Annotated in this window: 26 protein-coding genes; 9 read left to right on the top strand and 17 right to left on the bottom strand. The window is 68.3% G+C overall.

What is annotated here, in order from left to right:
* Positions 1-53 precede the first annotated feature (53 nt).
* Complete coding sequence (locus AOK00_RS04980) at positions 54-506, top strand: GNAT family N-acetyltransferase (protein WP_055599090.1); 453 nt, start codon at positions 54-56, stop codon at positions 504-506.
* An 84-nt stretch (positions 507-590) separates the two neighbouring features.
* Here AOK00_RS04980 and AOK00_RS04975 read toward each other — a convergent pair whose 3' ends face one another.
* From AOK00_RS04975 to AOK00_RS04965, 3 genes are all read right to left on the bottom strand, one after another.
* Entirely contained in the window at positions 591-1,973 is a 1,383-nt protein-coding gene (locus AOK00_RS04975) for a serine hydrolase domain-containing protein (protein WP_079041845.1), read from the bottom strand.
* A gap of 247 nt (positions 1,974-2,220) precedes the next feature.
* On the bottom strand, positions 2,221-3,063 hold the full coding sequence (locus tag AOK00_RS04970) for an alpha/beta fold hydrolase (protein ID WP_055599089.1): 843 nt from the start codon (positions 3,061-3,063) through the stop codon (positions 2,221-2,223).
* Entirely contained in the window at positions 3,060-3,653 is a 594-nt protein-coding gene (locus AOK00_RS04965) for a TetR/AcrR family transcriptional regulator (protein WP_055599088.1), read from the bottom strand. Before AOK00_RS04965 ends, AOK00_RS04970 begins: the two co-directional genes overlap by 4 nt.
* Positions 3,654-4,176: 523 nt before the next feature.
* Here AOK00_RS04965 and AOK00_RS04960 point away from each other — a divergent pair.
* Positions 4,177-4,614 (top strand): hypothetical protein, encoded by a 438-nt coding sequence (locus AOK00_RS04960; protein WP_055599087.1) that lies wholly within the window; start codon positions 4,177-4,179, stop codon positions 4,612-4,614.
* Between the two features lie 18 nt (positions 4,615-4,632).
* Here the strand turns inward: AOK00_RS04960 and AOK00_RS04955 are convergent, their stop codons facing one another.
* The 8 genes from AOK00_RS04955 to dnaB form a co-directional block, all read right to left on the bottom strand.
* Positions 4,633-4,983 (bottom strand): TniQ family protein, encoded by a 351-nt coding sequence (locus AOK00_RS04955; protein WP_055599086.1) that lies wholly within the window; start codon positions 4,981-4,983, stop codon positions 4,633-4,635.
* On the bottom strand, positions 4,980-5,165 hold the full coding sequence (locus tag AOK00_RS40000; RefSeq protein WP_254047243.1) for a hypothetical protein: 186 nt from the start codon (positions 5,163-5,165) through the stop codon (positions 4,980-4,982). Before AOK00_RS40000 ends, AOK00_RS04955 begins: the two co-directional genes overlap by 4 nt.
* On the bottom strand, positions 5,165-6,097 hold the full coding sequence (locus AOK00_RS04950; RefSeq protein ID WP_254047242.1) for a TniB family NTP-binding protein: 933 nt from the start codon (positions 6,095-6,097) through the stop codon (positions 5,165-5,167). The genes AOK00_RS40000 and AOK00_RS04950 overlap by 1 nt, the downstream gene beginning before the upstream one ends.
* Positions 6,094-6,462, bottom strand: coding sequence for a hypothetical protein (locus AOK00_RS39995; RefSeq protein ID WP_254047241.1), 369 nt, complete (start codon positions 6,460-6,462; stop codon positions 6,094-6,096). Before AOK00_RS39995 ends, AOK00_RS04950 begins: the two co-directional genes overlap by 4 nt.
* Positions 6,453-7,184 carry a hypothetical protein gene (locus AOK00_RS39990; RefSeq protein ID WP_254047240.1) on the bottom strand — a complete coding sequence of 244 codons (732 nt, stop codon included), beginning with the start codon at positions 7,182-7,184 and terminating at the stop codon, positions 6,453-6,455. Before AOK00_RS39990 ends, AOK00_RS39995 begins: the two co-directional genes overlap by 10 nt.
* Before the next feature lie 753 nt (positions 7,185-7,937).
* Positions 7,938-8,219 carry a hypothetical protein gene (locus tag AOK00_RS39985; protein WP_254047239.1) on the bottom strand — a complete coding sequence of 94 codons (282 nt, stop codon included), beginning with the start codon at positions 8,217-8,219 and terminating at the stop codon, positions 7,938-7,940.
* Positions 8,216-8,914 carry a TnsA-like heteromeric transposase endonuclease subunit gene (locus tag AOK00_RS04940; protein ID WP_055599116.1) on the bottom strand — a complete coding sequence of 233 codons (699 nt, stop codon included), beginning with the start codon at positions 8,912-8,914 and terminating at the stop codon, positions 8,216-8,218. The genes AOK00_RS39985 and AOK00_RS04940 overlap by 4 nt, the downstream gene beginning before the upstream one ends.
* Before the next feature lie 224 nt (positions 8,915-9,138).
* On the bottom strand, positions 9,139-10,623 hold the full coding sequence (gene dnaB, locus AOK00_RS04935; RefSeq protein ID WP_079041843.1) for a replicative DNA helicase: 1,485 nt from the start codon (positions 10,621-10,623) through the stop codon (positions 9,139-9,141).
* Positions 10,624-11,046: 423 nt separating this feature from the next.
* Between dnaB and AOK00_RS04930 the strand changes: the two genes are divergently transcribed.
* On the top strand, positions 11,047-12,384 hold the full coding sequence (locus AOK00_RS04930; protein ID WP_055599085.1) for an MATE family efflux transporter: 1,338 nt from the start codon (positions 11,047-11,049) through the stop codon (positions 12,382-12,384).
* 157 nt (positions 12,385-12,541) lie between these two features.
* On the opposite strand, the gene rplI is transcribed toward AOK00_RS04930, so the two are convergent.
* The 4 genes from rplI to rpsF all read right to left on the bottom strand — a co-directional run bounded on the left by rplI (position 12,542) and on the right by rpsF (position 14,260).
* Positions 12,542-12,988, bottom strand: a complete 447-nt coding sequence (rplI, locus tag AOK00_RS04925) for a 50S ribosomal protein L9 (RefSeq protein WP_030317964.1) — start codon at positions 12,986-12,988, stop codon at positions 12,542-12,544.
* A gap of 18 nt (positions 12,989-13,006) precedes the next feature.
* Positions 13,007-13,243, bottom strand: coding sequence for a 30S ribosomal protein S18 (gene rpsR / locus AOK00_RS04920; protein WP_003967857.1), 237 nt, complete (start codon positions 13,241-13,243; stop codon positions 13,007-13,009).
* Positions 13,244-13,298: 55 nt separating this feature from the next.
* Complete coding sequence (locus AOK00_RS04915; protein ID WP_055599084.1) at positions 13,299-13,895, bottom strand: single-stranded DNA-binding protein; 597 nt, start codon at positions 13,893-13,895, stop codon at positions 13,299-13,301.
* 74 nt (positions 13,896-13,969) lie between these two features.
* On the bottom strand, positions 13,970-14,260 hold the full coding sequence (gene rpsF, locus AOK00_RS04910) for a 30S ribosomal protein S6 (protein WP_015034882.1): 291 nt from the start codon (positions 14,258-14,260) through the stop codon (positions 13,970-13,972).
* 283 nt (positions 14,261-14,543) lie between these two features.
* Here rpsF and AOK00_RS04905 point away from each other — a divergent pair, with 283 nt between their 5' ends.
* The 3 genes from AOK00_RS04905 to AOK00_RS04895 all read left to right on the top strand — a co-directional run bounded on the left by AOK00_RS04905 (position 14,544) and on the right by AOK00_RS04895 (position 17,211).
* Entirely contained in the window at positions 14,544-14,858 is a 315-nt protein-coding gene (locus tag AOK00_RS04905) for a hypothetical protein (protein WP_055599083.1), read from the top strand.
* Positions 14,859-14,978: 120 nt separating this feature from the next.
* Entirely contained in the window at positions 14,979-16,097 is a 1,119-nt protein-coding gene (locus AOK00_RS04900) for a lipid II:glycine glycyltransferase FemX (RefSeq protein ID WP_055599082.1), read from the top strand.
* A gap of 82 nt (positions 16,098-16,179) precedes the next feature.
* A complete protein-coding gene (locus AOK00_RS04895) occupies positions 16,180-17,211 on the top strand; it encodes an alanine racemase (RefSeq protein ID WP_055599081.1) in 1,032 nt (343 codons plus the stop codon).
* Positions 17,212-17,241: 30 nt separating this feature from the next.
* On the opposite strand, the gene AOK00_RS04890 is transcribed toward AOK00_RS04895, so the two are convergent.
* Together AOK00_RS04890 and AOK00_RS04885 are read right to left on the bottom strand one after the other, a co-directional pair.
* Positions 17,242-18,741, bottom strand: a complete 1,500-nt coding sequence (locus tag AOK00_RS04890) for a glycosyltransferase family 87 protein (protein ID WP_055599080.1) — start codon at positions 18,739-18,741, stop codon at positions 17,242-17,244.
* A gap of 136 nt (positions 18,742-18,877) precedes the next feature.
* Positions 18,878-21,637: a transglycosylase domain-containing protein gene (locus AOK00_RS04885; RefSeq protein WP_055599079.1), complete on the bottom strand. Its 2,760-nt coding sequence runs from the start codon at positions 21,635-21,637 to the stop codon at positions 18,878-18,880.
* A 372-nt stretch (positions 21,638-22,009) separates the two neighbouring features.
* Here AOK00_RS04885 and AOK00_RS04880 point away from each other — a divergent pair, with 372 nt between their 5' ends.
* The 3 genes from AOK00_RS04880 (at position 22,010) to AOK00_RS04870 (ending at position 25,155) form a co-directional block, all read left to right on the top strand.
* On the top strand, positions 22,010-22,690 hold the full coding sequence (locus AOK00_RS04880; protein ID WP_055599078.1) for a PadR family transcriptional regulator: 681 nt from the start codon (positions 22,010-22,012) through the stop codon (positions 22,688-22,690).
* Between the two features lie 48 nt (positions 22,691-22,738).
* Positions 22,739-23,821 carry an inositol-3-phosphate synthase gene (locus AOK00_RS04875; protein ID WP_030317948.1) on the top strand — a complete coding sequence of 361 codons (1,083 nt, stop codon included), beginning with the start codon at positions 22,739-22,741 and terminating at the stop codon, positions 23,819-23,821.
* A gap of 74 nt (positions 23,822-23,895) precedes the next feature.
* On the top strand, positions 23,896-25,155 hold the full coding sequence (locus AOK00_RS04870) for an MFS transporter (RefSeq protein ID WP_055599077.1): 1,260 nt from the start codon (positions 23,896-23,898) through the stop codon (positions 25,153-25,155).
* The last annotated feature ends 21 nt before the right edge of the window (positions 25,156-25,176 follow it).

Raw genomic sequence — 25,176 nt, 5'->3', positions numbered from 1 at the left:
GCACGGCATGCCATCAGTGATGCCATGACATCCCCCGGCGTACGCTGCGGGGCATGAGCGATCTTGAGATACGTCCTGCCACCACGGAGGACCTCGAAGCCATCGTCGCGATGCTCGCCGACGACCCGCTGGGCGCGCAGCGCGAATCCCCGGACGACCTCAGCCCGTACCTCGTGGCCTTCGAGCGCCTGGCGAGCGATCCTCAGCAGCACCTCGTGGTGGCCGTCCGCGAGGACAGGGTCGTCGGCACCCTCCAGCTGACGATCATCCCCGGCCTCTCCCGCCGGGGTGCCACCCGCTCGATCATCGAGGGCGTCCGCATCCACGCCGAGGAGCGCGGCAGCGGCCTGGGCACCCTGCTCATCGAGTGGGCCGTCCAGGAGTCCCGGCGCCAGGGCTGCCGACTCGTCCAGCTGACCTCCGACGTCACCCGCACCGATGCCCACCGCTTCTACGAGCGACTCGGCTTCGAGGCCTCCCACCTGGGCTTCAAGAAGAACCTCTGAGGCAGAAGAGCAGCCGTCGGCGCGCCGGGACGCGGTCCCGGCACGCCGATCACGCGTGTTTCACGTGAAACATCGCAGAACGACTCAAAGACCTCGCCAGCCCGCCTCGTCAACGCCACCCGGCACCACGTCCGACGGCGCGTAGGGCTCCCGCGTGAAGACGAAGGAGCCGAGGTCGAGATGGCTCACGCTGCCGTCGGCGCGCCGCACCGCCCGGAGCGTCTCCCCCTCGTAATAACCGTTCAGCCCGACCCAGCCGCCCTCGGGCAGCGCCCGGAAGCGGGCCCGCCGCCCGGCTCCCCGCAGGGGTTCGAGCACCACACTCCGCTCGGGCCCGATCCGGAGCCCGTAGGCGTACGTGCCCCAGTACCAGGGACCCGTGAGGGCCAGCAGCTCCTCGTCGGCCTCGGCCTCCGGAAGCGGGCGCCAGGGCTCCGGGAACCTCGGTTCCGCCTCCGCCACGATCCGTACGAGATCGGCGGCCACGGCCCCCGTCAGCGGCCCCGAGGTGGCATTGGAGAGGGCAATCGCCGCCAGCCCGTCCTCCACGCTCACCCAGAGGGCGGCGACGAAACCGGGAAGCGATCCGGTGTGGCCGATCAGGGTACGGCCGTCCTTGCGGATCAGCTGAAGACCGAGCCCGTAGCCTCCCTCCCAGTCCCCCTCCCCGGCCGCGGAGGCCGGGGCCCGCATCTCCGCCACGGAAGCCGCGACGAGCACTCGCTCGTCTCCCGCCGCGAGGAAGGCGGCGAAGCGGGCGAGATCCGCCGCCGTCGACCAGAGCTGCCCGGCCGGCGCCATCAGCCCGAGGTCCTCGGACGGCTCCGGCAGCATCACATCGGCCCACGGGTGCACCGCCCAGCCGCCCGCGTGCGGGGCCACCGGATCGAGCGTCGTACGGCTCATCCCGAGCGGCTCCAGGATCTCGCGCCGCAGCGCCTCCTCCCAGGACACTCCCCGCACGGCCTCGACCAGCGAACCGAGCAGCGTGTAACCGGGGTTCGAGTAGTGGTGGCGGCGCCCCGGCGCCCGGAGGAAGGGCTGCTCCCCCAGGATGTCGGAGAGTTCCGGCCGCAGCGCGGCGGACGAGCGCTCCCACCACTGACCGGGCGTCTCGGCCGCGAGACCGCCGCTGTGCCCGAGGAGCTGAGCGATCGTCACATCTCCGACACCCGTGCCCTTGAGGTGTCGCTCCAGCGGATCGTCGAGGCCGAGGAGCCCCTCGTCCCGCAGCCGCATCACCAGCACGGCGGTGAACACCTTGGTGATCGACCCGATCCTGAACTGGGTGTCGGCGTCCGGCGCGTGTCCGTCCACGCAACTGCGCGAACCGCTCCACACCAACGCTCCGTCACGCACGACGGCCCCCACGAAGGAGGGCGCCCGCCCCTCGGACTGGGCGACCGCCACGCGATGCAGCAGAGCCCGCTCGGTACCGGGCAACAGGCCTTCGAAAGTTGTCGTCATGGGCCCCATCCAACGTGATCTCCCGACCCACGGCCTCCGGATTACCGGTGAGCCGGGGCAGCACGGGATACACGTGCCGGGTCGTTCCCGCGCCGCTCGGGTGTAGGTTCTCCGGTTCGCTGTCATAGGGCGATGCTGTGACCTGCTGTTCTCCCACTTGTCTCAGGCAGTGACGGATGAGTTGAGTCTCAGGTTCGTGGCACTTCGTTCGACCGCCTCCGACGGAGTTCACCAGGTCATGCGCGATTCAGATCGAGGCTCCGAGGGCCTTCCGCAGGAGCTCGCCGAACTCTGCTGGGTGCGTGGTCAGTCCGATGTGCCCGCCGGGGAAGTGCTGGAGCTCCGTGCCGAGACGCTCGGCCAGGAAAGCTGCCGAGCGGTGGGGCAGCTCACCGCGTGAGTCCTGGCCACCGGCGATCACGAGACGGTCCGACACCCCCTCCAGCCGACGGATGTCCGGCGCGTAGGACATGAAGCTGGGCACGATCCGACCGACGAAGTACGGCAGGTTGGCCATCGTCCGCTCGGCCCGCGCCGCTGTTCGGGGCGGAAGCTTGATCTCGGCCTCCGGCTCGGTGGTGTCGCCGTCCTTCTTCACGCCCGCAGCAAACACGGCCATCGCCGGCATGAGCCCCTGGGTACGGAACGTGTCCCGCACCTGTGCGATGAGTGCGCGGTGTTCAGCCGCGTCCGGCAGGACCTCCACCACTGGCGGCTCGTGCACCACAACGCGTGCAATGCGTTCGGGGTGGGCGGTGAGCAGGTGCAGGGCGGCGATCGCGCCCGAGCTGGCGCCGAACACTCGGGCGGCCTCGCCGGGCGACAGCAGTTCCAGCATCCGGAACGCGTCATCGGCGTGCTCGGCCACCTGCTGCTCGGCGTCGGGGTCGTCCAGCGTGCTGCGGGACATGCCGCGCGGGTCGTAGGTCGCGACGGTGTATTCGGCGGCCAGGTCTTCGGCGATGCCGTCGAAGGATGCCGCGCCGCCCGTCCCTCCGGGGATCAACAGCAGGAGCGGCCCCTGGCCTCGCACTTCGTAGTGCAGGGTCGCGCCGTTCACACGCAGGCTGCCGATGGTCGGGTCGGTCATGAGGAGTCTCCTTCTCGGAACGGGGGCCAGTGCTCCAGGAGGGTGTGCAGGGCGTCGAGCGCGCGGATCCAGGACTGCTGCGGCGAACGCTCGTGCGCGAAGCCGCCCGCCGCTTCCAGGGCGACGAACCCGTGGAACGTGCTGCGCAGCAACCGGACGGCGTCGGTCAGGTCCGGCTCGGCCAGTCCGTAGCCGCGCAGCATGCTGTAGGTCAGCTCGACCGCCCGCCGTGGTCCGGGCGCCTCTGCGGCCAGCTCGGGGTCGATCTGGATCGGGGTCTGCGTTGCCATGTAGCGGCCCGGATGCTGGTGGGCGTACTCCCGCCAGGCATTCGCGAAGGCGACGAGCGCGTCTTTGCCTGCTCGCCCGGCGGTCGCCTCCGCGATGCGGATGGTCTTCTCGTCCGCCGCCAGCAGGGCGATCCGACCGCGCAGATCCTCCAGGCCGCGGACGTGCGTGTAGAGGCTCGCGTCCTTCACGCCCAGTCGCCGCGCCACCTGCGACATGGTCACGTGGTCGAGCCCGACGTCGTCCGCCAGCTCTGCGCCCGCGACCGTCACCCGCTCCGCTGTCAGCCCGGCCCGCACCATGCACCCTCCCAAGATCCTTGAGATCCTAGTTTTAACCTAGGGGCCCTAGGAAAACAATCGGGGGGTGCAGGCAACCATGGCGTCCGCGGGATCGCGGACTGCCCTACAAAGGTGTAGGGCCTCGCGGCCTGTGTCGGACGCCGGTCCTGTGGCCTGAGGGTTTGCCCGCTGTCTCACGCCTTGTCGGACGCTCGGCGCCTCAACTCTGTGTCGGAAATCGCAGGTGACGGCGAGCGGCTGCGGCGGCGCAACCCGCCGAACTGGGGTACCGGCAAGAACTGCGTCACCAGCCGCTTCTCACGGTGGGCGCCATGCCATGCCAGCGGCTGCGACCCGTTCCAGAGAGAGGGCGCCCGTCGAGCCAGGCGTTCACGCGACCGATCAGCAGCAGGCAACGGTCACGAGGCCTGCTCGGCGCCCAGTGAATGCCCTGGCGCCCCGGATCCACATCCTCTCCGGACAGGCCCGGGCGTCTCAATGCAAAGCCGGGGAGCAGCGAGAGCGCGGCCGCTACCGTCGGGTCATGGAGACCATCATCACCGCAGTGATAGCTGCGATCGCCGCTGTCAGCGGCGGCCTGATCGGAAGATCCGCTGGGCTTAAGACCGCCCAACTCACCACTGAGGCCGCACGCGCCGCCACGCACTATGCCACCCAGCGCGACACCATCGTCGAGTTCCTCGCTGCCGCCGACAGAGAAATGACACTGGCCTGGGAGGCTGAGGCCGGCCGCGCCGACCACACTGGCTACGCGCACACCCGGGCACAGGACGAAGCGCACCTGACGTCCCGCCGCGCCCTGACGCTGATCGAGTTGACCAACACCCCCGAGGTAGGAGCCCAGGCCCACGCGGTATTGGTCGGCCTGCGTAGGGCACGTGCGGCAAAGGAGTGGGAACCGTTCAAAGCAGCCCGGGCCCGGCTGATCTCCACCGCCCGAACCCACCTGGACGCTCTGTGACCTTTTTCGCCCCGGCAGTTAAGCAGCGCCGACCCAAAGGACGTGCCGTGACACGGCCCGGCCTCCGGCATTCATGTGGAGGGCCCGTCCGTCGTAGTGCGCCAGGGTCAGGGCAGCGACCGTCTCAGGCGACGTCCCGGTGGCGTGCGCGACGGTATTGATCTGCTGCTCGTCGAGGACGATCGTCCAGTCTGCCGGGATGCCCCTGAACTGGTTTCCGGCCCGGTGCCGGACCGGGAAGCCGAGGTGCAGCAGGACATCACCGAGTGCGGTGTCCATCCGTCCGGCCGTTGCCTCCAGCCATGAGTCCAGGGCCTCGCCGGGCAGTGGAGGCAGCCGGATCGGCAGGGTGCGGGCCGGCGTTCTCATGCGGGTCGCCGGCTCCGGGGCCGCAGGCGGCTGGTCAGCCGCTTCTTCTCCAGCGCGGCCTGAAGTTCGAGGCGGGCAGCCTCGGATGCCTCGTCGTTCTTCACCCGGTCCATGAGCTCCTGGTCAAGACGTTCGGCGCCGGCGCGGACCGCCCGCTGGCAGCTGCGGTTGATCAGCGTCATCAGCGAGCCGATGTGTCCGGTGCTGCGGGCGAAGAGGTGGTCCGACAGCTCATCCGCGAGCATGCCGGGTGCTTGTCGGTGAGCACGACGCGCTGTTCGAGGGCCAGCAGCATCTGCCGCCATTCCCGACGTCCGGCCTCCGTATCGATGGTGAACGGACGAAGCCCGAAGCGGGTGGTGCGGCGGCCGGTCTGGGCCAGAGCGGTGTCGCGCCCGTTTGTTCCCTCGCCGAACAGACCCTTCTTCGCGAGCTCGACCCCCACCATCAGCAACGTCACCGGAAACTCGTTGGCGATCCACTTCAGGTGGTTGCTCACCTCGATGCCGCTCTTCTGTCCCCATTTCAAAAAGTGCAGATCGTCCAGAACCACCAGGCGGACCTCGCAGGACGACACGCAGTCCAGCACCCGCCGTCCGAACTGGGCGGTGGTCCCCCGCGTCTGTCCGGGGTGGCCGAAGAACTCCATCATGGCCCGGTTGAGATCCTTCATTCCGGTGTTCCCGGTCAGCCCGACCCGGCAGACGGGGATCCGCTCGTGCCCCTGGCTGGTGAACGCTCCAGACTCCTCGATCTCCCGCTGGTGGAAGTCCCGTGCGAAGGGTGGCACCGAGGTCGTCTTGCCCAGCCCCGGGAACGCATCGACGGCCACCGCCCCCTTGGCCTTGTCGCCGTCCTGCTCGTTGCTGTCGACGATGTCCCATAGGTCTTCATGGAGCTCCGTCAGCTGCGGCGTCTTCACCGGGCCGATGTTCGCGTGCCACTGCCGGCGCTGACGGTCGTAGTCCGCCCGCGCCTGCGTTGCCAGCGACTTCAGTTGCTTTCGGGTCAGCAGGTCAGGCCGGCTGCGGCGAGGGCTCTCGGCGAACACCTTGAATTCCTCCTTCCGCGACAAGGCAAGACTGCCCGGCTGCAGAACGCTGCCGCCGTTCATACGTCCACCAGGGCATCGGCGTAGAAGTCGCTCTCCCCGGCGAGGTCCTCCAGATCAGCCTCGTCATCGTCCCCCGCCTCCGCCGCCACGTCGGGCTCCCGCAGTTCTGCGGTCTGTTCGTCCTGGCCGAGGGCCTTGCGTACGGCGGGAAGCGAGACGACCGTCTCCGCCTCACTCACCGGAAGCTCGATAGCGGCCTGCTCACGCGAGAGCCGCAGGGCCATGCGCCGCTCGGCGATCGTGGTGCCCAGGCCAAGACTCCACCGCTCCAACAAATCAGCGACGGCGAGCCGGTCATCAGGAAAGCGATACTTCGAGGCAGCCAGTTGGCGGGCGAACGTCAGCGCGTCCTCGCTCAGCGGCATCTCGGCCGACGGCGCGTGTTCCCAGAGCAGCGTGTGCCAGGCCCGAGTAGCCGGATCGCGGAAGTAGATCCGAGTGAGTCATCGGGGTCCACCTGGAAGGGCCAGCCGTTCTTGACCGGACTGTCGTAGGGGCTGCGGACTCCCGGCTCGGGCAGGCCGGGGCCGCTGTAGCGGCGACGGCCTATCTCGACCCCGTAGTGCTGGACCGTGCGCCACTTAGTCTGGAGGAACTCAAAGGCGAGATCGCGATCCCGGGGAACCTCGATATGGCCGGCGCGGGCAATGCCGTGCTCGAACATCTTCGCCGGGGACACTCTCAGCCCCGGAAAGCCGGGATCGAGCAGGCTGGAGTGCGGTCGGCAGTGATAGACCGCCGCTGTCCACTCCCGGATGATCGCCTCAAGTTCATCGAGGAAGAAGAACGCGTCGTCCTCCGGGCTCTCGCCCCGCGAGTGGATGTCGGGCCCCTTGTAGCCGGGCACCTGCAGCAGTCCCTCCCGAAGGGTCCGGAAGTAGCGCTCGACCGGCCCCTTGTCGCGGCCCGTCCGCAGCCGGGCAGGCTGGATGGAGATGCCCATCCGTCGGCAGACGCTGGTCAGATGCTCCGAGACGTAGACCTTGCCGTGGTCGACAACCAGCGTCTCGGGAAACCAGAGGCGGCGAGGCCAAGCCCGGTCCGGTGGCGCCTTCGACATCGACCAGGACAGTGCGGGGAATGCCATGCTCGGGCCAGACCGCGTGCCGCGGCCAGTCCCGCCCCGCCAGCCGCGGCCGAAACGACTGGAACAGCACCGCGCTGACATCCACCGCCTTCGTCGAGACCGGAGTCAGCCGGCTCCCCGTGATGCAGCGGGAGTACCAGTCCATCCCGACACTCAACTCGGCCTGAACCCACTTCAGGGTCAGCGGGTCGAACGCGAAGACGTCCAGGCGCGTGGAGTCCATCAGCAGATACCCGCCCGGACGCGTCGGCCGCAACTTGCCGTACGGACCCTCCGGCCGACCAGCGATATCCCGGTTGCGCTTCGTACTCAGCCGGAACAGCGGATGACGTCGCTCCAGCTCCTCCAGAAGGCGGAACGCGGTCGCTCGACTGGGCTGCTGCACCACCCCCTCGCCGAACCGCGCGATCACCCGAGCCCGGGCCGCTCGATCACCACCGTCCGCGACGGCCGCGACTGGTCGGCATGCTCGACCATCACCTCCACCGCGGTCTCCACCCACCGATCATCGACCGCGATCTGCGACTTCCGCGTCGGTCCCTTCCGGGGAGCAAGTCCAGCTTCCCCGTGCTCCCGGAACTCTGCGACCCACCGTTTCAAGGTCCTTAGACCCACACCGAGTTCAGCGATCTTCGCCGCGTATCTGGCTTCCAACGGCTTCTCCGGCGAGTACTCGGAACGAGGTTCCTCATCGCGTGCGAGTTCGGGACTGCCGGACCGATAACCCGTCAGCACCTCACGGACGTGCTCGGCTCATTCCAGAACCTTCTGCTTCTCCACGGCGTCAAGCTGCCCAAGAACCACAGAGGCGATCTCGCACTCGTCGTCCGCCGACGGCCCCGGGCCGTCAGGGCTGATCGCAGCACGGTCGGAGAACAGCAACTCCTTGAGCGACAGCCGCAGAAGCCGCCCTTGACCATCCTTCAAGACCACTTCGTTGCCCCCAGTGGTCGCAGCCATAGCCACCACCTCGACGGTCTCACCGTCGTAGCGGAAGCGCGTACCGACTCCGACGCGAGCCGCCGCCCTGCTCACCCTGCCCTCCTCAGCACATGCGAAGGGCCCAGCAGGCGGTCGAGATCAGTGACGAGAGCCTGCGTCCAGAGCAAATGATGGATGGCGGCGCGAACGTGAGGCTCCGGATGATTCGGCAGACACCTCGCAGCCTGCCCCAGAAGAAGCCCGTCGAGATCCGCGTCCCAGAGCTCCTCCAGAGCCTCGGCTCTGAACAGCCAGTCTCTGCGGTAACCCGCCAGGAACCGGATGTTCTCCAGTTCCACGGCCAGAGGCTCGCTCCAGACCTCGTACTTCCATCCGCGCGATTCCACCACCTCCCGGGTCCAGTCGAAGGTGAACGCCACCTCCGGCTTGGACAACCGATGCAACGGCTTGACGTCGACAACCACCGGCGCCTGCCCGGTGAGCAGGAGGTAGTCCGGGATGTGCTGGCGCACCTTCCCCTCCAGCTCCGCCTTCAGCAGGAAGGGCTGGGCCACGATGCCGCGCACTGACGGATCGAAGTCGGCAAAGAGCAAGCGCGATAGTTCCAGGCGAGACTCATAGATCACGTGGTCGCGCACCGTCGACGACCAATAGGTACCCGAGTAGTGCTTCTGGCCCTTGTACCAGCGGAACGTCCGCCACGGACAAGCCGACTGCAGAAGTTCGACAGACGCCGTACTCCAGTCTTGGTCCTCCACGAGAACACCACGCTGCTGACGGATACTCACCGTCACAGTGACACTGCCCATCGCACACCCCCGGCCCACGGACGATGACCCGCTCAGCCAAGGGTGTCAGCGGAACAACGGTGGGCGGAGCGAGCCAGAATCCCCTCACCCAAAAAGGGTGAACGCTTCGACCAGCCAGTCTCACGAAGACGGCATAAGTGCCATCAATGTGCCATCGGGGCTGAGATTGTGCCGCGAATTTTGAGACCCTACATCGGGCGAGGTCACGTCTGAGCCATGTCCACGAAGCGGGAGTAGTGGCCCTGGAAGGCCACGGTGATCGTGGCCGTGGGGCCGTTACGGTGCTTGCCGACGATGATGTCGGCCTCGCCCGCTCGCGGTGACTCCTTCTCGTAGGCGTCCTCGCGGTGCAGCAGGATGACCATGTCCGCGTCCTGCTCGATCGAGCCGGACTCACGCAGGTCGGAGACCATCGGCTTCTTGTCGGTTCGCTGCTCGGGGCCACGGTTCAGCTGGGAGAGCGCGATCACCGGCAGCTCCAGCTCCTTGGCGAGGAGCTTCAGGTTTCGCGACATGTCGGAGACCTCTTGCTGACGGCTCTCCTGCCGCTTCGAACCACCGGACTGCATCAGCTGCAGATAGTCGATGATGACGAGCTTGAGCCCGTTGCGCTGCTTGAGCCGGCGGCACTTCGCCCGGATCTCCATCATCGACAGGTTCGGGGAGTCGTCGATGTAGAGCGGGGCCTGGGAGACGTCCGGCATCCGGCGGGCGAGCCGGGTCCAGTCCTCGTCGGTCATCGTTCCGGAGCGCATGTGGTGCAGCGCGACCCTGGCCTCCGCCGAGAGCAGACGCATCGCGATCTCGTTGCGGCCCATTTCGAGGGAGAAGATGACGCTGGGCAGGTTGTGCTTGATGGACGCCGCCCGCGCGAAGTCCAGGGCGAGGGTCGACTTACCCATGGCGGGACGCGCCGCGATGATGATCATCTGACCTGGGTGCAGACCGTTGGTGAGCGAGTCCAGGTCGGTGAAGCCGGTGGGCACACCGGTCATCTCACCGCTGCGGGAGCCGATCGCCTCGATCTCGTCGAGCGCCCCCTCCATGATGTCGCCGAGCGGCAGATAGTCCTCGGTGGTCCGCTGCTCGGTGACCGCGTAGATCTCGGCCTGGGCCGAGTTCACGATCTCGTCGACGTCTCCGTCGGCCGCGTAGCCCATCTGCGTGATCTTGGTGCCGGCCTCGACGAGGCGGCGCAGGACGGCCCGCTCGTGGACGATCTCCGCGTAGTACGAGGCGTTGGCCGCCGTCGGTACCGACTGGACCAGGGTGTGCAGGTAGGAGGCGCCGCCGACGCGGGTGATCTCGCCGCGCTTCGTGAGCTCGGCACCGACCGTGATCGGGTCGGCCGGCTCTCCCTTGGCGTAGAGGTCGAGGATCGCGGCGTAGACGGTCTCGTGGGCGGGCTTGTAGAAGTCGTTGCCCTTGATGATCTCCACGACGTCCGCGATGGCGTCCTTGGAGAGCAGCATGCCGCCGAGGACGGACTGCTCGGCGTCGAGGTCCTGCGGGGGAACGCGCTCGAAGCCGGAGAGCCCGCCGTCCCAGGGTCCGCCTTCGCCGCCCCGCTCGTGCTGGTCGTCCCGCCCGCGGCCGCGACCGCGCCCTTCGCCTCGGGTACGGGTGGGCAGTCGGTCGCTCGGTCCGCTGTCGGCCCAAGGGTCGTCCATGGGCTCGGGAATGCTCACCAAGCACCTCCTCCCGTCCGCTCCGCGGACCTCGCCATGCCACTCTTTCTTACGCCACGGGCTTGATCAACGAGTGGCTTTGCGACCGCTTCTGGCGCGTCGGGCGCCGGACCACGGTAGGCCCGCGAGAGGCGTCAGCCAATCTGGTTATCCACAGGCCCTGTGGGTGAAGGGCCTCAGCCTGTGGAGAACTCGCCGGAACCTGTGCACGGACCGGGGGACAGCCATGTGGACAAACTCATAGGACCCTCAACCTCACGGGCCTGACCTGCACTTTTCCCATCCACGGGCTGTGGGGGAGAAAAACTTTTCCCCCTGGACCAAGATCAGAACAAACGACCCACACCCGAAGCACCTTGCCTTCAAGAAGTAAGGATCACAGAGGCATTGCATCGCTTACCTGTGGAAGATTAGATTGACCCCATGACCCAGGCCCCCGCGACGCCCAAGGCCGTCCGCCGACAGCACGACCGTGAGATCGTCTCCCTCGCCCTGCCGGCCTTCGGCGCTCTTGTCGCCGAGCCGCTCTTCCTCATGGTCGACAGCGCCATCGTCGGTCATCTCGGCACCCCCCAGCTCGCGGGTCTCGCGATCGCCGCCGCCCTGCTGTCCACCGCGGTCAGCGTCTTCGTCTTCCTCGCCTACGCCACCACAGCCGCCGTCTCCCGCCGCGTCGGGGCCGGGGACCTCCCGGCAGCGATCCGGCAGGGCATGGACGGCATCTGGCTCGCCCTCCTCCTCGGCGCCGCCGTCGTCGCGCTGACCCTGCCCGCTGCACCCTGGCTCATCGGCCTCTTCGGGGCCTCCGACACCGCCGCACCCTACGCCGTCACGTACCTCAGGATCTCCAGCCTCGGCATCCCCGCCATGCTGGTGGTCCTCGCGGCCACCGGCGTCCTGCGCGGCCTTCAGGACACCCGTACACCGCTCTACGTGGCCATCGGCGGCTTCGCGGCCAACGGCGCGCTCAACGTCGGCCTTGTCTACGGCGCAGGTCTGGGGATCGCGGGCTCGGCCTGGGGCACCGTGATCGCCCAGTGCGGTATGGCCGTCGCCTACCTCGTCGTGGTCGTACGGGGCGCCCGGCGGCACGGAGCCTCCCTCCGCCCCGACGCGGCCGGCATACGCGCCTCCGCCCAGGCCGGCGTCCCACTCCTCGTCCGTACGCTCTCTCTCCGCGCGGTCCTGATGATCGCCACGGCCGTCGCGGCCCGGATGGGAGACGCGGAGGTCGCGGCCCACCAGATCATCCTGTCCCTGTGGAGCCTGATGGCTTTCGCCCTCGACGCGATCGCGATCGCGGGCCAGGCCATCATCGGCCGCTACCTCGGCGCGAACGACGCCGAGGGCGCCCGCCAGGTCTGCCGCCGCATGGTCCAGTGGGGCGTGGCCTCCGGTGTGGTGCTCGGCGCGCTGCTCATCGTCGCCCGCCCCCTGTTCATCCCGATCTTCACCGGCGACACAGCCGTCCAGGACACCCTGCTCCCGGCCCTGCTCGTGGTCGCGCTCTCGCAGCCGATCTCCGGGGTCGTCTTCGTTCTCGACGGCGTCCTGATGGGCGCGGGGGACGGCCCCTATCTGGCCTGGGCCATGCTGCTGACACTCGCCGTCTTCGCCCCGGTGGCCCTGCTGGTCCCGGCGCTCGGCGGCGGTCTGACGGCGCTCTGGTGGGCCATGACGCTGATGATGTCCGTCCGGATGGCCACACTCTGGTTCCGCTCCCGCTCGGGCCGCTGGATCGTCACCGGCGCCACGCGCTGAATGTTTCACGTGAAACGCCCTGTTTCACGTGAAACGAAGCCGAGGTCCCAGCCCCTGGAATCAAGCCCTCAGAAAGAAGCCGTGACACAGCGGAAGGGCCGCACCCCGAGGGGTGCGGCCCTTCCTCACTGCTCAGCGCAGAGCGCCGGCGGCAGCGTTACGCGGCGACGATCTCGACGCCGAGCTTCGCGGCAACGTCGGCGTGCAGACGCACGGACACCTGGTGCGAGCCCAGGGTCTTGATCGGCGAACCGAGCTCGACGCGACGCTTGTCGACGTCGGGGCCACCCGCGGCCTTGATCGCCGAGGCGATGTCGGCCGGGGTCACGGAGCCGAAGAGACGGCCGGCGTCGCCGGAGCGGACGGCCAGGCGCACCTTCGTGCCCTCGAGCTTGGCCTTGATCTCGTTGGCCTGCTCGATGGTCGCGATCTCGTGGATCTTGCGGGCGCGGCGGATCTGCGCCACGTCCTGCTCGCCACCCTTGGTCCAGCGGATGGCGAAGCCACGCGGGACCAGGTAGTTGCGGGCGTAGCCGTCCTTGACGTCGACGACGTCGCCGGCGGTGCCGAGGCCGGAGACCTCGTGGGTCAGGATGATCTTCATTATTCGGTCACCCTTTCCTTATCGCGCGGTGGACGTGTAGGGCAGCAGCGCCATCTCACGGCTGTTCTTGACGGCCGTGGCGACGTCACGCTGGTGCTGCGTGCAGTTGCCAGTCACGCGGCGGGCACGGATCTTGCCACGGTCGGAAATGAACTTCCGCAGCATGTTCGTGTCCTTGTAGTCCACGTACTGGGTCTTGTCCTTGCAGAACGCGCAGACCTTCTTCTTAGGCTTGCGCACAGGCGGCTTCGCCATGGTGTTTCTCCTGTGTGATCAAGAATGGGGGTACGAGCTGCTTCCAGGGAGTGCCCTAGAAGGGGGGCTCGTCCGAGTAGCCGCCGCCGGAGTTTCCACCCCAGCCGCCTCCGCCGCCCTGCTGCTGGCCGCCGCCGGAGGAGGAAGAACCGCCGGTCGCCCACGGGTCGTCGGCGGGAGCCCCGCCACCACCCTGCTGGCCACCACCGGAGTTTCCACCCCAGCTGCCACCGCCGCCGGCCTGCTGGCCGCCGCCGCCCCCGCCGTAACCACCCTGGCCGCCTCGACCGGTGGTCTTGGTGACCTTGGCCGTGGCGTTCTTGAGGCTGGGGCCGACTTCCTCGACATCCAGCTCGTAGACCGTGCGCTTGACGCCCTCACGGTCCTCGTAGGACCGCTGCTTCAGTCGGCCCTGCACGACGACGCGCATGCCTCGCTGAAGCGACTCGGCGACGTTCTCCGCCGCCTGACGCCAGACCGAGCAGGTGAGGAAGAGGCTTTCGCCGTCCTTCCACTCATTGGTCTGACGGTCGAAGGTGCGGGGGGTGGACGCGATACGGAACTTCGCGACCGCCGCACCGGACGGGGTGAAGCGCAGCTCGGGGTCGTCGACAAGATTGCCGACGACCGTGATGACGGTCTCGCCTGCCATGGGGGAACCTCTCGGCGGGATTGCTTCTGGCTGCTTTGCTGCTACTCGGATCCGAAGACCACTGAGCTAGTCGCTCAGTGGGTCTCGGGACGGAGGACCTTGGTCCGGAGGACCGACTCGTTCAGGTTGAGCTGTCGGTCGAGCTCCTTGACGACCGCAGGCTCGGCCTGCAGGTCGATGACCGAGTAGATGCCCTCGGGCTTCTTCTTGATCTCGTAGGCGAGACGACGACGGCCCCAGGTGTCGACCTTCTCGACCTTTCCGTTGCCCTCACGGACGACGGAAAGGAAGTTCTCGATCAGCGGGGAGACAGCGCGCTCCTCGAGATCGGGGTCGAGGATGACCATCACTTCGTAGTGACGCATGTGGAACCCACCTCCTTTGGACTCAGCGGCCACGGTCGTTCCGTGGCAGGAGGGTCGTGATGCGTAAGCAACGGTATCCGCCACCACTGACAGTCCCCCTCGTGAACGAGGGGCACTGCCGGGATCCAGACGGACCAGGGCAGACACCGGCGCAGACCGTACAGAGTACCCGCTCATCGCCCTGCGGTTGAAATTCACTGGTGAGGGGACGCAATCTGTACACAACGGATGTCGGCGGCGCTACGATGCGCCGCCTTCCGGCAGCTACGCCAGGAGGTGCCCCATGGCACAGGCAATGCGACCCGACCCCGGCCACTCCCTCTTCGCCACCGACGGCAAACCGCACCCCATCCAGGACGCCCTGGTCGGAGTGACGCTGGTCCTCGGCGTCATCGCCTTCATCACCGCGCAGTTCCACAGCCTGCACCTGCTGAGCTCCTGGACGGGGCTCATCGGCATCCTGACCGGCGGCTACGGACAGTTCATCTCCGTGACGACACGCGAGCGCTTCCTGCTGATCCTCGGACTCGGCGCGTCGGCGTTCGGCTTCTACCTCGGCATGGCCCACGGCGGGCTCTTCGGCGGGGTCGTCAGCTGAGTCCAGGGCCACGTCAGGACGCACACACCCACTTCGGGGCGCTCCTCGGTCACAGTAGGCTTCGGCGCGAGAGCCGGAGCCCCTGACCGATGGGGACACACCTGCCGAGGAGCGCCCCGCATGAGCCTGACCCTGAGGACCATCAGCCGTGAGCAGCATCTGGCGTACATCCAGAGCCAGCCCTCGGCGAGCCACTGCCAGGTCCCGGCGTGGGCTGATGTGAAGACCGAGTGGCGCTCGGAGAACCTCGGCTGGTTCGACAAGAACGGCGAGCTCGTCGGCGTCGGCCTGGTGCTCTACCGCCAGCTCCCGAAGATCAAGCGCTACCTGGCCTATCTGCCCGAGGGCCCGGTCATCAACTGGCACGCGCCCAACCTCGACGACTGGCTGACGCCGATGCTGGCGCACCTCAAGCAGCAGGGCGCCTTCTCGGTGAAGATGGGCCCGCCGGTCGTCATCCGGCGCTGGGACTCCGCCGCGATCAAGTCCGGCATCCAGGACCCCGACGTCAAGCGCCTCAAGGACGTCGAGGCCACCCACATCGAGCCGCGTGCCTTCGAAGTCGCGGACCGGCTGCGGAAGATGGGCTGGCAGCAGGCCGAGGACGGCGGCGCCGGCTTCGGCGACGTGCAGCCCCGCTACGTCTTCCAGGTCCCGCTCGCGAACCGCTCGCTCGACGATGTCCTCAAGGGCTTCAACCAGCTGTGGCGCCGCAACATCAAGAAGGCCGAGAAGGCCGGTGTCGAGGTCGTCCAGGGCGGCTACGAGGACCTTGCCGAGTGGCAGCGGCTCTACGAGATCACGGCCGTCCGCGACCACTTCCGGCCGCGCCCGCTCTCGTACTTCCAGCGCATGTGGACCGTCCTCAACAGCGAGGACCCCAACCGCATGCGGCTCTACTTCGCACGCCACAACGGCGTGAACCTCTCCGCGGCGACGATGCTCGTCGTCGGCGGCCACGTCTGGTACTCCTACGGCGCCTCCGACAACATCGGCCGTGAGGTCCGGCCCTCGAACGCGATGCAGTGGCGCATGCTGCGCGACGCCTACGCTATGGGCGCGACCGTCTACGACCTGCGGGGCATCTCGGACTCGCTCGACGAGACCGACCACCTCTTCGGGCTCATCCAGTTCAAGGTGGGCACGGGCGGCGAGGCCGTCGAGTACGTCGGCGAGTGGGACTTCCCGCTGAACAAGCTGCTGCACAAGGCGCTCGACATCTACATGTCGCGCCGCTGACCCGTGCCGTGCCGCTGACGTTTCCGTAGTCTCGTACATACCTTTGATACACCGCTGCCATCAGAAAGGTTCCGGGCCGGCCATGGCGCTCTCCCTCTACGTCGACACCGCTCGCTGGCGCGCGCACCAGAAGACGGTCATCGACCAGTTCCCCGGTGTCATCCCGGTCTGCAAGGGCAACGGCTACGGCTTCGGACACGAACGCCTCGCGGACGAGGCGGCCCGGTTCGGCGCCGACATGCTCGCCGTGGGCACCACGTACGAGGCCGCGCGGATCAAGGACTGGTTCAGCGGCGACCTGCTGGTCCTCACCCCCTTCCGCCGGGGTGAGGAACCGGTTCCGCTGCCCGACCGGGTCATCCGTTCCGTGTCGTCCGTGGACGGCGTCCACGCCCTGGTGGGGGCCCGGGTCGTCATCGAGTGCATGAGCTCGATGAAGCGGCACGGCGTCCGCGAGGAGGAGCTCCAGCAGCTCCACTCCGCCATCGAGGACGTCCGCCTGGAGGGCTTCGCGCTCCACCTCCCGCTGGACCGCCCGGACGGCACCGACGCCGTCGAGGAGGTCATCGGCTGGATGGACCGGCTGCGGGCCGCCCGGCTGCCGCTGCACACCATGTTCGTCAGCCACCTGCGGGCCCAGGAACAGGCGCGGCTCCAGCAGCAGTTCCCGCAGACCCGCTTCCGCGCCCGCATCGGCACCCGGCTGTGGCTGGGCGACCACGAGGCCACGGAGTACCGCGGCGCGGTCCTCGACGTGACCCGGGTCTCCAAGGGCGACCGCTTCGGCTACCGCCAGCAGAAGGCCGCGTCGGACGGCTGGCTGGTCGTCGTCGCCGGCGGCACCTCGCACGGTGTGGGCCTGGAGGCCCCCAAGGCCATGCACGGCGTCATGCCGCGCGCCAAGGGCGTCGCACGGGCCGGTCTCGCCACCGTCAACCGGAACCTTTCGCCTTTCGTCTGGGCCGGGAAGCAGCGCTGGTTCGCCGAACCGCCGCACATGCAGGTGTCGATCCTGTTCGTGCCGGCCGACGCCCAGGAGCCCCGGGTCGGCGACGAGCTCGTGGCTCATCTGCGCCACACCACGACGCAGTTCGACCGGCTCGTCGAGCGCTGAGCCGGCCGGTCGCCCCTCACCCCCGGGAGCTCAGCTCCTGGGGGTTCCCCATTCCACCAGCAGCCCGTCCTCGGCGGCCGGGGCCGCGTGCCGGGCCGGATGGGCGGCCCTGCCCGCCACGAAGACGTCCTCCGCGCCGTCCAGGACGCCTCCGGAGGGGTCGTCGGCGCCGTCCTGCCGGACCGGGTCCTTCTCGGGCGTGAGGATGTCGCGTACGACCATCACGCACAGGTACAGGGTCCCGAGCAGGTGCAGCACGATCGCGAACTGGTAGCCGTCCACCGGCAGACCCTGCTTGTTGCCGCTGGTCGTGAACGCCAGGTACATCCAGACGCCCACGAAGTACATGACCTCGCACGTCTGCCAGACCAGGAAGTCGCGCCAGCGCGGCCGGGCCAGCGCCGCCAGCGGCACCAGCCACAGCACGTACTGCGGTGAGTAGACCTTGTTGGTCAGGACGAACGCGGCGACGATCAGGAACGCCAGCTGGACGAAGCGGGGCCTGCGGGGCGCCGTGAACGCCAGGTAGGCGAGCCCGCCGATCGCCGCCAGCATCAGCAGCAGCGCGTACAGGTTGGCCTGGCCCGGCGTTATCGCGTCGCCCGTCCGCTGGCTGACCAGCAGCCAGATCGAACCGAAGTCGACGTTCCGGTCCCGGCTGAAGAGGTAGAACTGCTTCCAGCCCTCGGGGGCGAGCAGCATCACGGGCAGGTTCACCACCAGCCACGCGCCGCCGGCGGCCAGCACCGCCGTCCCGTACTCCCGCCACTTCCCGGCCCGCCAGCAGAGCAGCAGCAGTGGGCAGAGGAGCAGTATCGGGTAGAACTTGGCGGCGGTGGCCAGGCCGAGCAGGATCCCGAAGGCCAGCGGCCGTTCGCGCGACCACATCAGGATCGCGGCGGCCGTCAGCGCGACGGCCAGTATGTCCCAGTTGATCGTCGCGGTCAGCGCGATCGAGGGCGCCAGGGCGACGAGCAGCCCGTCCCAGGGCCGCAGCCGGTGCGTCCGGGCCACACAGACCGCGAGAACGGCCGCGCAGACCATCAACAGACCCGCGTTGGCCAGCCAGTACGACTGCTCGCGCTGCATCGTGTCGCCGCCGCCCGGCGTCAGCCAGGCCGCGACCTCCATGAAGAGCCCGGTCAGGACCGGGTACTCGAGGAACGGTATGTCGCCGCCCAGCCGGTCGAAGTAAGGCACCAGGCCCTCGGCGAAGCCCCGCCCCGTGAAGAGGTGCGGGATGTCCGAGTAGCAGGCGTGGGTGTACTGGGAGGTCGTGCCCCGGAACCAGGCCCAGTTGTAGCAGGGCAGCTTCTGCACCATGCCGAGCGCGAACATGCCGATGGCCACGAGGGCGATCACCCGCACCGGCGAGAACTGCCCGGTGCCGGTCTTCGCCCGGCGGCCGTAGGGGCCGCCGATCAGTTCGCTGCCCGCGGCGGCCACCTTGTCCCGGTGGGTGGGGACGACCGTCTGCGAACGGCCCTGGGGCCGGTCCTGCGGCGCGCTCGTCTTCTTGAGGCTCGGCATGGGGGACATCCTGCCGTACGGCTCCGGGAAAACGGCGAGGGCCGCCGCGGCCGGCCCGTACTGAAAGGTACGGATCGGACGCGACGGCCCTCACCTCACGCGTCGTCGGGGGACCGGGGAGTGCCCCGGCGGAGGGTCAGGGGACCCAGACCCCGCTGCCGGGTTTGCCGTTACCCCCGCCCGGACCGTTCCCGTCGTCCGTCGGCGTGCCGGTCCCGGTCGGTGTGCCGGTGGACGGTGGCGCGGTGGTGGGCTCCCCGGTATTGCCGCCGGGATCGCCCGGCTCCTCCGTGCAGCCCCAGCCCCAGACACCACAGGTCGTCTTGCCCGGCTTCGGCGTCCGCGTGTTGGTCGGGGCGGTCGTCGTCGGCGGCGGCGTGGTGGTCGGCGCGGACGTCGTGGGCGTGGCCGAGGTCTCGGTCGGGGTCGGGGTGGCCGTCGGGGTCGGCGTCGGGCTGGCTGCGCCACCGCCGAAGACGGGCTTGGCGCCTTCCAGCTTCTCGGGCTTCGGGAAGCTCTTGTCCGGGTCGTTCTTCACGGCCTCGGTCATGTAGTCCTGCCAGATCCGCGACGGGAACGACGAACCGTGGATCTGCGGCTGGTCACCCGTGCCGTACATCTCCTGGAACTCGCGCTTCTTCTTCGTCTCGTCGTCGTCGAACCGGTACATGTCGATCGCGGTCGACAGCTGCGGGGTGTATCCGACGAACCAGGCCGACTTGTTGCCGTCGGTGGTACCGGTCTTGCCGGCCACCTGGCGACCCGGGATCCGCGCCTTCGTACCGGTGCCCTCGTCGTCGTCCACGACGGAACGGAGGACGTCGGTGACGTTGTTGGCGACAGCCGGGGTGAAGGGGGTCTTGGTCTCCGTCTTGTGCTGATGGATGACCTCGCCCTCCTTCTTCACTGTCTCCACCGAGTAGGGGTCGTTCTGCTTGCCCTCGTTGGCGAAGGTCGCGTAGGCGCCGGCCATGCGGATGGCGCTCGGGCTGGAGATGCCGAGCGAGAAGGAGGGCACCTCGCCCCCGACGAGCGAGTCGGGGCGCAGGCCCGCGTCGACGGCGGCCTGGCGGACCTTGTCGATGCCGATGTCCATGCCGAGCTGCACGTACGGCGAGTTGGCCGACTTGACCATGGCGCGACGCAGGGTCATGTCCTTGTAGTCCGCGTTGTCGTCATTGGTCTGGAGCCACTCCTTGCCCTTCTCGTCCTCCCAGATCTCGCCGTTGTACTTGCGGATCTTCAGCCCGTTCTTGCCGGAGTAGCGGCTCTTGTCCGGGTCCACGATCGTGCGGCTGGAGGCGTCCTGGACCGGCCCCAGGGACTTGTCCCGGACGCCGTCCCTCATCGCGGAGGCGAGGACGAACGGCTTGAACGTCGATCCGACCTGGGCACCGGTGTTGTCGGCGTTGCTCCGGAAGTGCTTGGTCGCGTCCACGCCGCCGTAGAGAGCGACGATCTTCCCGGTCGCCGTGTCGACGGAGGCGCCGCCGAACTGCACGTTCGTGTCCGTCTTGGGCCGCTTCTTCGGGTCGATGTATTCCTTCAGGATCTTCGTGACCGACTTCTCGAGAGCATCCACCTTCGGCTTTTGGAAGGTGGTGTAGATCTCGTAGCCGCCACGCTCCAGATCCTGCTCGGTGATACCGAACTGGGCCTTGATGTTGGCCTTCGCGGTGGTGACCAGATAGCCGATCTGACCGCTGAGGTTGGCGCTCTTCTTGGGCTTCTCGACCTTGGGGAACGCCGTGTACTTCGCGCGCTCCTCGGCCGGGAGGTGCCCGTCCTTCTGCATCTCGTCGAGGATCCAGGACCACCGCTCGGTGGCCCGCACGGTGTTCTTCTCGGGCGTGGCCTCGGAGTCGATCTCGGGGTATCCGGCGGGGTCGTAGTACGTCGCGCCCTTGAGCACCGCGGCGAGCAGCGCCGACTGACTGGGGTTGAGCTTCTCGGCGTCGACGTTGAAGTACGCGCGGGCCGCCGCCTGAACACCGTAGGCGCCACGTCCGTAGTACGCGGTGTTCAGATAGCCGGCGAGAATCTCGGGCTTCTCGACCTCGCCGCCGACCTTCATGGAGATGAAGAGTTCCTTCACCTTCCGGCTGAGGGTCTGCGACTGGTCGTCAAGACGGTTGTTCTTCACGTACTGCTGGGTGATCGTCGAACCACCCTGGGTCTCGCCGCCCTTGGCCATGTTCCACACGGCACGGCCGATACCCATGGGGTCGATTCCGGAGTCGTCCCAGAAGGTCTTGTTCTCCGCCGAGATCACGGCGTTCTGCATCGATTTCGGGATCTGCTCGAACGTGACGATCTGGCGGTTCGCGCCGCTGCCCGTCGCGACCATCCGGGTCTTGTCGGACCAGTAGTAGATGTTGTTCTGCGACTTCGCGGTCAGTGCCTCGTTGGGGATGTCCACCTGCGAGTACGCGATCGCGGCCGCGCCCATCATGCTGGCCATGAAGAACAGGAACGTACCCGTCACGAGCTTCCACGACGGCATCCAGCGACGCCAGCCGTACTTTCCGTAGCGGGGGTAGTCGATGATCCGCTTCTTGCCCGGCGGACGTCCGCCCGCGCCACGGCCGGGACCGCTGCCGCGGCCGCCACCGCCGCCACCTCGCCGTCCGCCACCGGGACCCCCGGGACCGGCCTCGGCCCCCTTCCGGCGGCTGCCGCGCTGGGCAGCCCTGCGGGCCTCCGCGCGACCCCCGTAGGGCCGCTGCTCCTCCCCGGCGGAGGAAGGAGGCCCGTACGAGGCCGAAGGGGCCCCCGTACCGACGTCTTGCGTGGGGGCCGACCTGCGGCCCACCGGCTGCTGGGCAGCGCGCCGTGCCGCCGCGCGACCGCCCGTCGGCGGCTGCTGCGGCGGCATTTTGCGACGATGCTCGCTCATCGAACGACTACTCCTCGGGCAGGCGCGAACGCCTGGAAGCGGCAGTTGAGTTCCGGTCCCCCCGAAATGCGCACGGCCGGAGCCCCATCGGAGGCCCCTCCGTATCGCAGCCGGTCACCCGGAGCACTGACGCCCCTCGGCAGCGCTCGGTTCCCGGTGTTCTGCATGCGGCACAGCCTACGCACGGCCAAAACCCACCTAGGGCCGGAGTTCACCCCAAATCAGGCAAGTCGAACGCTGTGAATTGACGATGTGACGCCGGTCACGGCGGGCCCACTTGTCGGGATCTTCGGGCCGTTCTATCGTGCTGATGTATCGAGTCGATACATCAGCACGGCATAAGGACCCCGAAGGCGGAGGAGGAGGCGACGAATGAGCAGACGCTCCGGCATCCTCGAGTTCGCCGTCCTCGGCCTGCTGCGCGAGGCTCCGATGCACGGGTACGAGCTGCGGAAGCGCCTCAACACCTCGCTGGGCGTCTTCCGGGCCTTCAGCTACGGGACGCTGTATCCCTGCCTCAAGACGCTGGTCACCAACGGCTGGTTGATCGAGGAACCGGGCAGCGCTCCCGAGGAAGCCCTCGCCGCTTCACTCGCAGGACGCCGAGCCAAGATCGTCTACCGGTTGACGGCCGCGGGTAAGGAGCACTTCGAGGAGCTCCTGTCCCACACCGGCCCGGACGCCTGGGAGGACGAGCACTTCGCCGCACGCTTCGCCTTCTTCGGGCAGACCGAGCGCGAGGTGCGGATGCGGGTCCTGGAGGGCCGCCGCAGCCGGCTGGAGGAGCGCCTGGAGAAGATGCGCGCCTCCCTGGCACGCACCCGCGAGCGCCTCGACGACTACACGCTTGAGCTGCAGCGCCACGGCATGGAGTCCGTGGAGCGCGAAGTGCGCTGGCTGAACGAGCTCATCGAGAGCGAGCGGGCAGGGCGGGATCAGCGATCCGGCCCCGACGCCCCCGCTCTGCACGACAACGATTCTGGAGAAACGGGCGGCCTGCCCCGGCACGGGGGCAGTACCCGGCCGGATCCGTCCGACGACACCACCAAGTGAAACCCTGCGCACAGCAGGGCTTCCACGATCACACAGGGAGCAACCGGAATGGGTTCGGTTCGCGTAGCCATCGTCGGCGTGGGCAACTGCGCCGCCTCGCTGGTTCAGGGCGTCGAGTACTACAAGGACGCCGACCCGGCGGCCAAGGTCCCCGGCCTGATGCACGTCCAGTTCGGCGACTACCACGTCCGTGACATCGACTTCGTCGCGGCCTTCGACGTCGACGCGAAGAAGGTCGGCCTCGACCTCTCGGACGCCATCGGCGCCAGCGAGAACAACACCATCAAGATCTGCGACGTCCCGAACAAGGGCGTCACGGTCCAGCGCGGTCACACCCTCGACGGTCTCGGCAAGTACTACCGCCTGACCATCGAGGAGTCCGCCGAGGAGCCGGTGGACGTCGTCCAGATCCTCAAGGACCGCGAGGTCGACGTTCTCATCTGCTACCTGCCGGTGGGTTCCGAGGACGCGGCGAAGTTCTACGCGCAGTGCGCCATCGACGCCAAGGTCGCCTTCGTCAACGCCCTTCCGGTCTTCATCGCCGGCACCAAGGAGTGGGCTGACAAGTTCACCGAGGCGGGCGTCCCGATCGTCGGCGACGACATCAAGTCCCAGGTCGGCGCGACCATCACGCACCGCGTGATGGCGAAGCTGTTCGAGGACCGCGGTGTCCGTCTTGAGCGCACGATGCAGCTCAACGTCGGCGGCAACATGGACTTCAAGAACATGCTCGAGCGCGACCGCCTCGAGTCCAAGAAGATCTCCAAGACCCAGGCCGTCACCTCGCAGATCCCCGACCGCGAGCTGGGCGAGAAGAACGTCCACATCGGGCCCTCGGACTACGTGGCCTGGCTGGACGACCGCAAGTGGGCGTACGTGCGCCTCGAGGGCCGCGCCTTCGGCGACGTTCCGCTGAACCTTGAGTACAAGCTCGAGGTGTGGGACTCCCCGAACTCGGCGGGTGTCATCATCGACGCCCTGCGCGCCGCGAAGATCGCCAAGGACCGCGGCATCGGCGGCCCCATCCTCTCCGCGTCGAGCTACTTCATGAAGAGCCCGCCGGTGCAGTACTTCGACGACGAGGCCCTGGCCAACGTCGAGAAGTTCATCAAGGGTGAGGTCGAGCGCTAAGCGCCGCACGCTTGTCGATCGAGGGTCCCCGCGGCACTGCCCGGGGGCCCTCTTCGTGTGTGAGTCTTGCTGCCATGTCCGTCGTACGTGATCTGCGCGTACTCCTGCGCCTGACGAACTTCCGCCGCCTGCTCGCCGTCCGGCTGCTCTCCCAGTGCGCCGACGGCGTCTACCAGGTGGCCCTGGCCACGTACGTCGTGTTCTCCCCCGAGAAGCAGACCTCCCCCGCGGCGATCGCCTCCGCCATGGCGGTCCTCCTGCTGCCCTACTCGCTCGTCGGGCCCTTCGCGGGGGTGCTCCTCGACCGCTGGCAGCGCCGCCAGGTCTTCCTGTACGGCAACCTCCTGCGGGCCCTCCTCGCCGGCGGCACCGCCGTACTCATCCTCGCTTCCGTGCCCGACTGGCTCTTCTACGCCTCCGCGCTCTCCGTCACGGCCGTCAACCGCTTCGTCCTCGCGGGGCTCTCGGCCTCGCTTCCGCGTGTCGTCGACGACGAACGGCTGGTCGTGGCGAACTCGCTCTCGCCCACCGCCGGCACCCTCGCCGCGACCGTCGGTGGCGGACTCGCCTTCGGTATCCAGCTCGTCGCCGACAAGTCCGACGCTGCCGTGGTGGCCTTCGGTGCCGTCCTCTATCTCTGCGCCGCCCTCGCCTCGCTACGGATGTCCCGGGAGCTCCTGGGCCCCGATCCGGCCCTCGTGCCGCAGCGGCTCAGCTCCGCCCTGAGCTCCACGGCCCGAGGACTGGGCGAGGGACTGCGGCATCTCTCGGAGCGACGGCCCGCCGCTCGCGCTCTCGCCGCGGTGGGTCTCATGCGCTTCTGTTACGGCGCCCTGCTCGTCACCGTCCTCATGCTCTGCCGCTACGACTGGGGCTCCACGGAGTCCGAAGGGCTCGGGCTCCTCGGAATCGCCGTCGGGGCCTCGGGCGCGGGATTCTTCGCGGCGGCCCTGCTCTCCCCGTGGGCAGTGGGACGACTCGGGCCCTTCGGCTGGATGACGGTGTGCGCGGCGACGGCCGCGGTCCTCGAACCGGTGCTGGGCCTGACCTTCGCCCCGATGCCCTTCTTCGTCGCCGCCTTCGTCCTCGGACTCACCACCCAGGGTTCCAAGATCGCGACGGACACGGTGGTGCAGACCTCGGTGGACGACGCCTACCGAGGCCGGGTCTTCGCGCTGTACGACGTGTTGTTCAACGTGGCCTTCGTGGCCGCGGCCGGAGTCGCGGCACTGATGCTGCCGCCCGACGGCCGTTCCGCACTGCTGGTCGTTCTTGTGGCCGTGATCTACGCGGTGATCGCACTGGCCTTGCGAGGGGAACGCACGGAGGGGTGATGTTTCACGTGAAACATCACC

Source organism: Streptomyces aureus (assembly GCF_001418135.1).
GTDB classification, from domain to species: domain Bacteria; phylum Actinomycetota; class Actinomycetes; order Streptomycetales; family Streptomycetaceae; genus Streptomyces; species Streptomyces aureus_A.
The sequence above is the reverse complement of the archived record's forward strand: the minus strand, read 5'-3'. Positions and strand labels throughout refer to the sequence as shown.